Annotated in this window: 9 protein-coding genes; 4 read left to right on the forward strand and 5 right to left on the reverse strand. The window is 44.2% G+C overall.

Annotated features, from left to right (window positions below; genetic code table 11):
* Position 1 precedes the first annotated feature (1 nt).
* Positions 2 to 778 carry a DUF1080 domain-containing protein gene (locus tag M2470_RS09370; RefSeq protein ID WP_280744755.1) on the reverse strand — a complete coding sequence of 259 codons (777 nt, stop codon included), beginning with the start codon at positions 776 to 778 and terminating at the stop codon, positions 2 to 4.
* A gap of 137 nt (positions 779 to 915) precedes the next feature.
* On the opposite strand from M2470_RS09370, the gene M2470_RS09375 reads away from it, so the two are divergent.
* The 4 genes from M2470_RS09375 (at position 916) to M2470_RS09390 (ending at position 7,633) form a co-directional block, all read left to right on the forward strand.
* A complete protein-coding gene (locus tag M2470_RS09375; protein WP_280744754.1) occupies positions 916 to 1,815 on the forward strand; it encodes a helix-turn-helix domain-containing protein in 900 nt (299 codons plus the stop codon).
* 214 nt (positions 1,816 to 2,029) lie between these two features.
* Entirely contained in the window at positions 2,030 to 2,857 is an 828-nt protein-coding gene (locus tag M2470_RS09380; RefSeq protein WP_280744753.1) for an endonuclease/exonuclease/phosphatase family protein, read from the forward strand.
* A 122-nt stretch (positions 2,858 to 2,979) separates the two neighbouring features.
* A complete protein-coding gene (locus M2470_RS09385) occupies positions 2,980 to 6,183 on the forward strand; it encodes a SusC/RagA family TonB-linked outer membrane protein (RefSeq protein ID WP_280744752.1) in 3,204 nt (1,067 codons plus the stop codon).
* Between the two features lie 19 nt (positions 6,184 to 6,202).
* Positions 6,203 to 7,633: a SusD/RagB family nutrient-binding outer membrane lipoprotein gene (locus M2470_RS09390; RefSeq protein WP_280744751.1), complete on the forward strand. Its 1,431-nt coding sequence runs from the start codon at positions 6,203 to 6,205 to the stop codon at positions 7,631 to 7,633.
* A gap of 153 nt (positions 7,634 to 7,786) precedes the next feature.
* Here M2470_RS09390 and M2470_RS09395 read toward each other — a convergent pair whose 3' ends face one another.
* The 4 genes from M2470_RS09395 to M2470_RS09410 are packed head-to-tail and all read right to left on the reverse strand — an operon-like array spanning position 7,787 to position 12,696.
* Positions 7,787 to 8,686, reverse strand: coding sequence for a glycyl-radical enzyme activating protein (locus tag M2470_RS09395; protein ID WP_280744750.1), 900 nt, complete (start codon positions 8,684 to 8,686; stop codon positions 7,787 to 7,789).
* Entirely contained in the window at positions 8,667 to 10,955 is a 2,289-nt protein-coding gene (locus M2470_RS09400) for a pyruvate formate lyase family protein (protein ID WP_280744749.1), read from the reverse strand. The genes M2470_RS09395 and M2470_RS09400 overlap by 20 nt, the downstream gene beginning before the upstream one ends.
* Before the next feature lie 32 nt (positions 10,956 to 10,987).
* On the reverse strand, positions 10,988 to 11,728 hold the full coding sequence (locus M2470_RS09405) for an N-acetylmannosamine-6-phosphate 2-epimerase (RefSeq protein ID WP_280744748.1): 741 nt from the start codon (positions 11,726 to 11,728) through the stop codon (positions 10,988 to 10,990).
* Complete coding sequence (locus tag M2470_RS09410) at positions 11,725 to 12,696, reverse strand: ROK family protein (RefSeq protein WP_280744747.1); 972 nt, start codon at positions 12,694 to 12,696, stop codon at positions 11,725 to 11,727. Before M2470_RS09410 ends, M2470_RS09405 begins: the two co-directional genes overlap by 4 nt.
* Positions 12,697 to 12,699 lie beyond the last annotated feature (3 nt).

The raw sequence follows: 12,699 nt of genomic DNA on the forward strand, positions 1-12,699 counted from the left end.
TTTATAGCTCCTTTAGTTTAATATTCCTGTACCATACCTTCGTCCCATGGTTTTGTAAAGATATATGCCCTTCATCATACTTACTATAATCGGGAAAAGCATTCCACTTGCCGCTATTGCGCAATTTAGTCCATTCGTCCGAATATTTGGTATACTTTACAATAATTTTACCATTCAGTATGTGTGTCACTTCATTTCCGTTTACAACCAACATAAGCTGATTCCATTCACCAATCGGCTTATACGGACGCTCCATCGGAGGATACATCGCATAATTGCCTCCATTGATCTGTACATCCTCCAGAGGGTCAGGCCAGTTTTCATGGTCTATTACCTGAAACTCAGGCCCCGTCTCGTAAGCAAACGTATATTTCGGATCTTCCTTGATATGGAAAAGGATCCCGCTATTAGCTCCCGGTGTCATTTTATAATCCAGTGCCAATACAAACTTTTTATATACTTTATTGGTAATCAAGTCTTGTTCTTCGTTTCCTCCTACGCTTTTCATTGTCAGGCAAGCGTCTTCTACTGCCCAACATTCGGGTATACCTTTTTGGTTGTATCCGTGCCATCCATTGCCGGTTGATCCGTCGAACAGCAGTTGCCATCCGGCCGACTGTTCTGTTTCCGTCAAGGTGTTTGCTTTTGCCTTCCAGTCAATCTGGCCAAACAGCGTCATAGGATCGGTAACCGTAAGTGCTTCACTTTTCTTGTTATTACATCCGGTTAATCCTATCAAAACCATACATATAGCCAAAGAATAAATCGTGTTTCGCATATTATATTTCAATTTTTAATGAACGTCAATGAGCCGAAACAAAAATAGGTTACAGAAATAAACCACATAATAGAGTAAACAGACAAAAAAGATGGACTATATTTGCATCTAGCAATTAACCTTTAATCTACAGGGATATGACACGAATTAAACATGGATTCCATGGCGAGCGCCTCATCGTTCTACCATTCAATATAATTGAGAAGGCATTACAGAACCAGCTTACTGCCGACCTGGCAATACACTCCATGGGTTTTTTCCCTAAAGCAGAGAATCATTATATCGACCGGGAGACAGGTTGTGGCGAATATCTGCTCATTTATTGCACAAAAGGGGAAGGTTGGTACCGGCTCAATGGAGAATACCATGTGGTACCGGAAAATCATTTCTTCATCCTGCCTGCCGAACAAGCTCACCAATACGGTTCAGGCCCGGAGAATCCCTGGTATATTTACTGGATACATTTCAAAGGGGCAAAAGCCCGTTACATCTACGAAAAGCTGCAAGGCTTACAGAAAATAGAAGTCGGCGACTCGTCGCGTATCAATGACCGGATCTCTTTTTTCGAAGAACTGATCACCGCTTTGGAGATCGGACATGATGAAGAAATTATAACGTACGCGAATCTCAGCCTGAACCATCTGCTCAGTACGTTTCTCTATGTAGATTCATACAGAAGCGTCAAAATCCGCAAGAAAGGTATACCCAACACCTTCTTTATAAGCTTAGCTACACATTATATGAATGAAAACATAGAGCGTAAGCTGAAACTGAAAGACATAGCCTCCCACTTCGGCTATTCCGAATCGCATTTCTACCGCTTGTTTATGAAAGAGGTCCATTACGCCCCTATGAATTATTTCCTGCACCTCAAGATCGAACGCGCCTGCCAATTACTGAAACATACCAATATGAAAATCAATCAGATTACATACAAACTTGGGTTTGAAGACCAGTATTACTTCAGCCGGATATTTAATAAAATCACAGGAATGTCGCCCCGGAAGTTCAGGGAAGAGCATAAAGAGAATGAGTAATTCAAACACCTGCGATACCGTACGCAAAGAAAATCCATCTTTTTAGCATTATTTGTCTATTCTTTCTATATCTTCCTCCACCTACTTTTGCATTATATATCTAATAATTATGACACTAACCTGCAAATACTCAAAAGGAATAATAAACGCTATCTGTTTGTTGCTACTTCTATTATTTACAACATGTTCTCCTGCGCCAAAAGAGCTTCGTATCATGAGTTTTAATATTTGGCTGGGAGGAGGAAAATCTGTTCAGGAAACAGCCCGTGTAATACTTGAAAGCAAGGCTGATATTGTAGGAATACAAGAATCCTCGCGTGACGATGTAAATACAGCCATAAACATAGCAGACAGCTTAGGTTGGTATTCTTATGCGTCTACAGGAAGCCCTACAATTATAAGCAAATTTGCAATAACAGACACCTCTACATACGGGCATGGGGTAAAAATACAAATAGACGAAAAGTATTTTGTATGGATGTTCAACATTCACCTGATGTATTGTCCTTATGAACCCTATCAGCTGAATGGAATTCATTACTGTGGAGGGCCTTTGCTAAATACAGCTGCAGAAGCGATTGCTTCTGCAAGGAATACACGAGGCAAAGAGGTCGCTGAGATAATCCTTGACATGAAAGAGGCACAAAAAGAAGGATATCCTCTATTCCTTACAGGAGATTTTAATGAACCATCTTGCCTGGACTGGACAGAAAAGTCCGCTAAAGCTGGATTATGTAAAATGCCGGTATCCTGGCCTTCAACCTTTGATTTCATGTATCAGGCAGATATGAAAGACTCATATCGTATGCTTTATCCGGATGAAACTGCTAACCCTGGCTACACCTGGACTCCACTACCCGAATCCGAGTCCTACACAGAAGTTCTGGATCGGATAGACTTTGTTTTCTTTTGGGGAAATATCCATCCGGTAAAATCCGAAATAGTTGGAGAGGTTAACCCAGCCTCCGATATTCAATTCGCAAATTACCCGTCTGATCACCGGGCAGTTATATCCACATTTACATTTAACAGTCATCACTAATTCAAACGATTCAGCCTATGGAATAGCTTCAATAGCTCACACCTGATTATTTCTTATGGTTTTATAAGAAAGAGATTTTGTTTTCAAAACAGACTTCATTAACTATTAATTCAATTCTATTCATGAAAAAGATAAATAGAAGGAAGAAAAATTCTTCTTCCTGTGTCATTCATTGTGTTTTAAAAAGCCTGGCTTTGGCTATATTTCTCTTTTCGGGCATTACCTATGTAATGGCCGAAAGCTCTACTGAACTACCCAATACTCAGCAAACAGGAAAAATCGTAAAAGGTACTGTAACAGATGAGAGTGGGAATCCGTTAATTGGTGTAACGGTCTCTATACAGGGAACTTTTATCGGAACAATCACGGATGTATCTGGGCAATACAGCATCAATGTACCGGAAGGTGAAAAACATCTTCTGTTCTCATACGTTGGCTTCATGAGCCAAAGTGTTGAAATCAAAGGACAGTCGGTTTTAGATATCCGACTTCTGGAAGACAGCAAGCAACTGGAAGAAGTTGTAGTTACGGCATTAGGTATCAAACGTGAGAAAAAAGCTCTCGGATACGCTGTACAAGAACTGCAAGGAGGTGTATTGACAGAAGTTAGAGACCCCAATATGCTGAACTCATTAGCAGGGCAGGTAGCCGGAGTACAAATAAGCAATGTCTCTACCGGTGGTATCGGAGGTTCTCCTAAAGTTAGTATTCGTGGGGAAACCTCCCTTACCAATAACGAACCTTTATTTGTTATTGATGGTATCCCGGTAAGTAACATGAAGAGCGATGCCGATGGAGTTGATTTCGGAAACGGAGCAGGAGATATAAACCCGGACGATGTAGAGTCAATCAGCGTATTGAAAGGGCCGACGGCATCCGCACTATACGGAAGCCGGGCTGCAAACGGGGTAATCGTAATTACAACCAAAAGCGGTAAAGAATCCCAGGGATTAGGAGTAACATACAATACGAGCCTTATAGTACAACCCTGGCTGCTAAAAACCCCTGATTACCAATATCGCTACGGGGGAGGTGAAAACTTCGAATATGAATATGTAGACGGCGCCGGTGGAGGTAAATACGACGGATCGGGCTATTGCTGGGGGCCTCTGCTTAATCAAAGGGATCCATCAACGGCTAGTGGATACACAGAAATCGCACAATATAGCAGTCCCATCGACCCTGTTACCGGAAAGAGAATCCCTACCCCCTGGGTTGCCAATAAGAACTTTTTGAACGACTTTTTTGAAACCGGACGGATCTTCACCAATAATGTGTCCATCAGTGGAGGGAATGAAAAAGGGAACTTCAGATTATCATACACCAACCTGGACCAGAAAGGTATAGTACCCAACACAGATCTGGCCCGTAATACATTTGCCTTAAACGCAGGTTACAACCTGATGAAAAACCTTCGTGTGGATGCAAATGTGAATTATGTGATCAACAAAAGCGACAACATGCCTCAAACCTACTACTGGGACAAACCTATCATGTACACCTTCATGTGGTGGGGAATGAATGAAGATGTTAATGCCCTGAAAAACTATTGGAAAACAGGACGAGAAGGCGTAGAACAAAATACATTCAACATGTGGTTAGACAACCCTTATTTTACGCAATATGAAAACACACAAGGACAACTCAAAAACCGTATCTACGGAAACATTACCCTCAGCTACCAGATCATTCCGGGATTAACATTAGTAGGAAGAACAGGTACAGACTGGTATGATGACAACATTACCGTAAAACGTGCTTACAGCTCCCAAAACTACAAAAACGGGATGTATTCCGTAAGAAACAGAATCTATCAGGAAAGAAATACAGACTTCTTGCTAACTTGGGAACAGGCTTTAACTGATAAAATAAGCTATAAGGTATCTGCCGGAGGAAACCGGATGAGCCGTAAAACCCGTTATACGATTTCAACAGCTCCCGAACTAAGTATCCCCGGACTATATAATCTGGGTAACTCCAAGTCTACGCCTTATGTAGAAGAAACAAACACAGAAAAAGCCGTAAACAGCATTTACGGTATGGGACAGATATCATACGCTAATATGTTATTCTTAGATGTTACAGCTCGTAACGACTGGGCAAGCACATTACCTTCAAATGATAATTCATTCTTCTACCCATCTGTTTCTCTGAGTGGTATCATCACGGAAATGGTTAAACTACCTGAAGCAATTTCATTCTTCAAAGTAAGAGGCTCCTGGGCACAGGTAGGTAATGACACCGATCCCTATCAGCTACAGCAAATCTATAGCTACGGAACCAAATGGGGAACTCTCTTTACAGCTTTTGAAGAAGGAAAACTATATAATAGCTCCTTAAAACCGGAAAAGATAAACAGTTATGAAGTAGGCCTTGATTTCAGAATGTTCAACAACCGTCTCGGCTTTGATTTTGCTTATTATAATACGGTTGCTACCAACCAGATTCTATCTATGGAGATAGCGCCTACGTCAGGTTATTCGTCACGCAACATCAATGCTGGGAAAATTGAAAGCCGAGGATTTGAAGTTGTTATGAATGCCACACCAATAAAGCTGAAAGATTTTACATGGAATGTGGCTCTCAACTGGTCTACCAACCGTGCGTATGTACGTGAGTTGGCAGAAAGAATCACCACTTACGATATGGGATGGCCGGCACAGGCACGTGTAGGACAGCGGATGGGAGACCTCTACGGATGGGGTTTCAAACATGCTCCCGACGGACAGATCATTTATCAGGACGGTTTACCTGTATGGGAAGATGAAATCAAACATTACGGCAACTACAATCCCGATTGGATGGCCGGGATGAAAAACTCGTTCTCTTATAAAGGTTTCACACTTTCTGGCTTGCTGGATTACCGTAAAGGTGGAAGAATCTATTCCGGAACATTGGCTAAAGGTATGGAAGGAGGCGTATTGGCCGAGTCGGCTATCGGCAACCAACGAGAAGAAGGTGTCATTGGCGAAGGCGTCATGGAAGTATATGACGCCTCCGGCAACGTTTCGTATGTGCCGAACGACGTAAAGGTAAGTCTTCGCGACTGGATCGGGCGTTATCACAGTCGGGATGCTTTTGAAACCAACAGTTATGATGCATCTTATATAAAACTGCGTGAACTGTCTTTGTCTTATACGATCCCACGGATAAAGCTAAGTTCGTCTTACGCTTTGCGCAATGTCATGGTATCTGTTGTAGGACGTAATCTGTGGATGTGGGCAAAAGCCAGACACATTGATCCGGAAACAGGAACTAACGGAGCTGAAGACGTACAAATCCCTACTCCTAAAAGTGTTGGGATTAACCTGAGCGTATCTTTCTAACCATTTAATTTATACGTATATGAAAGCAAAAATATATTTATCCGTACTATTCGCATTATTCGTCATTCTGTGCTCTTGCACAAAGGATTTTGAGGATATCAATACAAATGAAAACCAACCGGAATCAGTTGTTCCGGACATGATATTGCCATACATCATTTATCAAGGTGTGGATGTAGGCCCAAACAATAGCGTAGTAGTACAGCATATGGCTGTGCGTGACTGGTTAGTTTCTTTAGGTCGTTACGACTGGTGGTCTACTCCCTATTGGGATTATTCCTTACTCCGGAACGTGAATAACCTGATTGTAGAGGCCGAAAAGCTTGAGCATGATAATTTCAAAGGTATAGGATTGATATTCAAATCATATCTATTCTCTCGGACGACTGATGCAGTGGGTGACATCCCATACTCCGAAGCCCTTAAAGGCAAGGAAGGTGAATATACTCCCACCTACGACACACAGGATGTTGTCTATCAAGGATTATTGAGCGATCTGGAAGAAGCCAATGCCTTATTAGACCCACAGGGAACAGCAATCGGAGGTGATATCCTCTATGACGGAGATATTCTTAAATGGAAGAAGTTCGCCAATTCCCTTCACCTTCGTCTGCTGATGCGTGTTTCAGACAAAATGCCGGATGCTCGTGCTAAAATAAAGTCTATCGTGGATAATCCGTCTAAGTATCCTATCTTTGAAAGCAACGACGACATGGCTGCTCTTACTTATCTACCTGACGCCCCGAACCGTTACCCGAATTATAATGCAATAGGGTATGATGCAGGAGAGGTAATCATGGGAAAACCCCTGGTTGATATTATGCTTAAATACAATGACCCTCGTATCCATATCTTTGCACGCCCCACAGCAGCCTCGGTTGAAGCCGGAACTCCTGAGTACGTAGGCGTACCATGCGGAATGAGTAAGGAAGAGGCTATTGCCTATAATGGAGGTATTGAAAACCAGTCTCTGATCAGCCAGCGCTATAACCGCGAACCCAATACGGAAAAAGGTATTTATATGGCTTATTCCGAGCTGCAATTCATTTTGGCCGAAGCAGCGATGAAAGGATGGATCAGCGGTAGTGCGGAAACATACTATAAAAATGGAATCAGAGGTTCTTTTGAATACTATGGTGTTTCCGGAGAATACGATGCGTATATCACAGAAGCGGAAGTTGCCTTTAAATCACAAAACGGTTTGTCACAGATCGGTATACAGAAATGGATCGCTTTCTTCTTCAACAATGGATATGAAGGATTCTTCGACTGGAGAAGAACAGGCATTCCTGCATTGGAGCCGGGCACAGGAAATCTGAATGGAGGTAAAATACCTGTCCGCTGGAAATATCCCGACTCTGAACAGAACTTCAATAATGATAATTATAAAGCTGCATTAGCCAGACAAGGGGAAGATAACATAAACACTCCGATATGGTTAACTAAATAATTTAAAGCCCGTTAATGTTTTATTGGATAATATATTAACGGGCTATAAAAACGCACGCATACGTTTCATAAATCGCACGCATGCGTTTTTTAAATTGCAGCCATGCGTTTTTTAGATCGCATGGCTGCAATTTTTGCATCACAAAATATATTGTCAGATATGTATGTTTTTGATTCCTCTCTCCTCTCCTATTTGTTTATAAGACAGCAGGTCTTCTTTGGTAAGAGGGGTGATATGTGGATACGGGTAGGCAAGGCCCATCTGACGGTATTTATCCGTCCCCAGTGTATGGTACGGGAGAAGATGAACCGTTTGGATGCCGGTTTCAAGCGCCAGATCGAACAAGGATTGCATGAATGAAATATCGTTATTAAAGCTGGGGATTACAGGGGTCCGGAGAATGATCTTTTCCGGTGAATGGGAAGCTATATAGTGCAGATTCCGAAGAATCAGATCCATATCAGCTCCGGTGAATTGCTTTAGCTTTGTTTTATCGGTATGTTTGATATCAAACAGGAAGAGGTCTACCCATGGTAGCGCGCGTCGGATTTGTTGTGGTGGCACATGTCCGCAGGTTTCAACAGCCGTATGGAGGCCTTCCGCGCGGCAGTTTTCAAGCAAGGCGATAAGGGCATCTGCTTGCATGAAGGCTTCGCCGCCCGAAAAGGTAACGCCTCCGCCGGAGGTCTGGTAATACTCCTTGTCGCGACGCACGACATCCATAATGGCTGCAACAGACATTTGTTTTCCGGCAAACCTGATCGCATTTTGCAAACAGGAAGCAGAGCAGGTTTGGCAACCTACACACTGCAGGCGATTGAAGACAGGCCGTCCCTCTTCCCATCGGATAGCTCCATGGGGACATACGTTGAAACAATTCCCACAAGCAGTACAACGGTTTTCAAGATAAAGAAGCTGGGTCTTTTGTTGCTGTGATTCGGGGTTGGAACACCACGAACAACGCAGCGGGCAACCCTGAAGGAAAACGACTGTCCGGATACCCGGCCCATCGTGTATGGCAAAGCGTTCGATCTCAAGGATGGTCACCATCATACAATACGCGACTTAATAGTTCTTCCTGTATATTAGGTGATAAATCCACAAAAACGGCAGAGAAACCACTTACACGTACGATCAGATCGGGATAGTTTTCCGGGTGTTGCATGGCATCTTCCAACACACCTTTATCAACAACTGTCACCATCAGATGGCAGCCGCCTTTGTTGAAATAGGTGTGGAATAGCTGCTTGATCAACGCTCGGTTCTCATTGAACATCGCCGGAGTGAATTTGATATTCTGCACCGAGCCTCCATGATAGCGGGGATCAAACGTTGTCAGGGAATTCAACAAGGCTGTCGGGCCGGAGACATTAGCTCCTCCCTGCGGATTGTTGGCCGGATTCATATACATGCCACTGAGGCGCCCGTCGGGAGAGGCTGCTGTGCGATTCCCCCATTCGGTATTCAGTTGGTTATTACTAATTACAATCAGGAAATATTGCATGCCGATCCGTATGCCCCGGTCGCGTACTCCTTTAGCTACGAATTCGTACAGGTCATTAGCCATGCCATCGGCTGTATCCAGATCATTTCCATACTTATCGCAGGAAAGACAATCTTTCCGCAGCGCGTCATAACCTACAAAGTCTGCCAACATGGCGTCATGCAACTGACGAAGCGTATATTTCTTCCGCTCAAATACCAAATCTTTGATAACCCAAAGCGAATCGGAGGTGTTGATATTTCCGTAGGTTTCATTGGTTCCGCCCAAATATCGTACCCCTCCGTCTAACAGTGTTTTTCCACGGGCAATACAATCATCTGTCAGCAGACTGTTGAACAGGAAACCTACCTCCTTATTCATCAACTGATAAGAATAGTATTGTGTTTCTACCGAAAGGTCCAGATAATGATCGAGCAGGGCCTTGTAGCCATTGTAGAAGTCCTCAAAGCTATGGTATTCTTCCGGTTTCTTTACGCTTGCTTTGCCTGCTTTGTACTTACCGTCTACCGGGTCTATTCCCTCGTTCATAAAGATGGTGAGAAGCTTCAGCAGGTTGATGCATATGTTAGGTGTTCCCGTGCTCTGCCCTTGAATAACAAATTCGGTACATCCAAAGGGGACATATTGCTCCGCTGTTTGCTCGTCGATACGCATCCCGAATGCAACAGCCGGCACGTTTACATCATCATTATATAAGGTAGGATAGGTAGCTCCTGCACCTAAGGCATCCAGAGCTGCATCCCAGATTTCTTCGGAAGTGTCTTTATCAAAACGGAGTGTAAACTGAGGTTCCACATAGCGGCAATTACGAGCTACACGCATAGCGTAATGCAGGAATACATCGGCTTCTTTCGGATGCTTACGTCCCTTTCCGCCAACGATCACACGTCCATTAACCGTTGTACGCCGGTTTTCTATTAATGTCCAAAGGGAATGGACATAGCTATACGCCTCTTCGTCCGTCAGTCGCCCGGTTTCCAGATCAGCAGCCAGGTAAGGGCCCAAATAGTCGTCCAGCCGTCCGTAATTGATTACACCCGCCAGCAAAGCATAGAGCCAGATCAACTGCAAGGCTTCATGGAATGTTTCGGGGCGATCTTCCTTTATATTTTCCAATCCGTCGTAGATCGTCTGCAACTCTTTCCGGCGTTTATCATCGGCTGTTTTCATCTGCTGCAGAGCGTCTTGTTGCAAATGCGTTGCACAAGCGACAAAAAGATCCAGACAGGCCAAACCAGCTTCATAAAAACTATTTCCGGGTTGTTCAAGCAAGCCTTTTTCTATTTCCCGTCGTAAGCCGCCAATGCCTTTGCCCAGCAACTTCGGGTAATCAAGCATCATACCGGAGAGGCGGGCCGTTGCAATCATCGGATATTCGCAATCGATAAACATGCCTATGGTATCATCCGTAAGGATATCTTTATTGAATAAGGTCTTTACGTCATGATCCAGCCAGTAATCGTATAAAACATCCACCCGTTTGCGGTCGGCTGCTTCCAGTTTGTCCCGGAAAGCCGCCAGTTTCTTAAACACACAATAATGGCCTACCCCTCCTTCTGATGTTACTGAACCGAAACCAATCGGGAGAAAATCAATCCGCCCGGCAATCCGGTCATTGGACATAATGGAGCGAAATAATGCGGGGTACAAAACGCGCAAGCAGGCTATTTCACGTAGTTCTTTGGGCATACCCGTACAGGAACAATGCACGGCTGTGTATTGTTCCATAACTTCCAACTGCCTGTCGGGTGATTTCTCGCAAGGAAATTTCTTACTAACCTCTACATTCTGCGTATGTTCCACATTAAATCGCGCCATAGCCTTTGGTCTAAAATAATACAATTGAGATATTAATGCTTTTTTCTTTCTTCCGATCGCCAGTCGTTTTGATACCCGCTCAACAGGTCTGTAAATCGTTTTGTTATCAGGTGCGGACGTGTAATAGCACTCCCCACTACCACAGAATGCGCGCCAAGGTACAGGCATTTCATGGCTTCTTCCGGCGTATAGATATGCCCTTCCATAATCATGCAGGCTTTATCGCCAAAGTCACGACACATCCGGGCAAACTCGCGCAGATCAGGTTGTTCGATGTGTTTGGTCTCCGCTGTATAGCCATAAAGCGTAGGTCCTACGATATCTGCCCCCATCTCCACGGCTCGCCGGCATTCTTCATAATTAGCTACATCGGCAAAGACAAGCGCTTCGGGTAATTCCCTCTTCAGCAGTGGTAGCAACTCATAAGCCGGACGACCTTCATGGGTAATCTGGCTGGTACAGTCTATAGCAATGATCTCTGCCCCGGCTTCCCAAACAGCAACAGCCGCTTCCAATGTAGGAGTGATAAAGACGTCTGTATCATCGTGCCAGATCTTCCACAAACCGATCAGGGGAAGATCTACTTCTCTCTTAATGGCTTTGATTTGCTCCGGCATATTCGCCCGAAGCCCCACGGCACCACCCCATTGGGCGGCTTGTGCCATTTTAACGACAAACTCTTCTGAATAGACCGGATCGTCCGGTTGCACCTGACAAGAGACAATCAAGCCGTTTTTGAAAGAGTCTAGTATAGCTTTGTTCTTTTGTTTCATTTTTGCATTGTTTTTTCAAGGAAAGCGGCACCTATGATCCCGGCATCATTACCCAACTCGGCACAAATCACACGGGGGATTCCTATTTCTTCAGCCGCAAACGTACTGGTATATAATTGCTGGTTCAATGGCTCAAGCAAGAGATCTTCCGCTTGCGCCATACCTCCGCCCAGGATAATCACTTCCGGACGGAAAATGGTAATGAAGGTTGAGATTCCGGCTGCCAGATGACAGATATATTCATCTATGATTTCAACCGCAAGCGGGTCTTTCCGGCGAGCTGCCTCAAATACAATTTCCCCGTTGATGCCTTCTTTGTCTTGTCCACATAGTTGTAATATTAATGTATCAGGACGCGTATCGACAGCCTCTTTTGTCTTGCGGATCAAAGCGGTAGACGAACAATACGATTCCAGGCATCCTTTTTGCCCGCAAGTGCAACGGATTCCATTATAAACCAGCTTCGTATGCCCCAGTTCTGCTCCCATATTGTCGAAGCCTGCGTATATTTTCTTATTCATCACGATACCTCCTCCCACACCGGTTCCCAGCGTCAGCATCACAGCATCCGTATATTTACTGGCAGCCCCGGCCAATACTTCGCCGTAAGCCGCACAGTTGGCATCGTTCTCAATATAGATCGGCAGGGAAATGTGCCTGGACAGATGGTCGTAGACCGGTACATTTTTCCAACCGAAGTTATTGGCATGTACCAGTAAGTTGGTTTTCGGATTCACATAGCTCGGCATTCCTATCCCCCAGGAAGAAATATCGTCTAACGTAAGCCCTGCATTGTACAATGCTTTCTTACTAACTTCAGCCATATCGAAGGTAACCTCTTCGATGGGCCGTCCGGCTCGCGTAGGGATGCTTTCTTTATGGATGATGCGATAATCTGCATCAACCACCCCGGCTACCATATTGGTACCGCCCAAATCAAATCCCAGGTAGAATTTCTGATCTGCCATGTT

This window comes from Parabacteroides sp. PH5-46 (genome assembly GCF_029892785.1).
GTDB lineage: Bacteria > Bacteroidota > Bacteroidia > Bacteroidales > Tannerellaceae > DFXE01.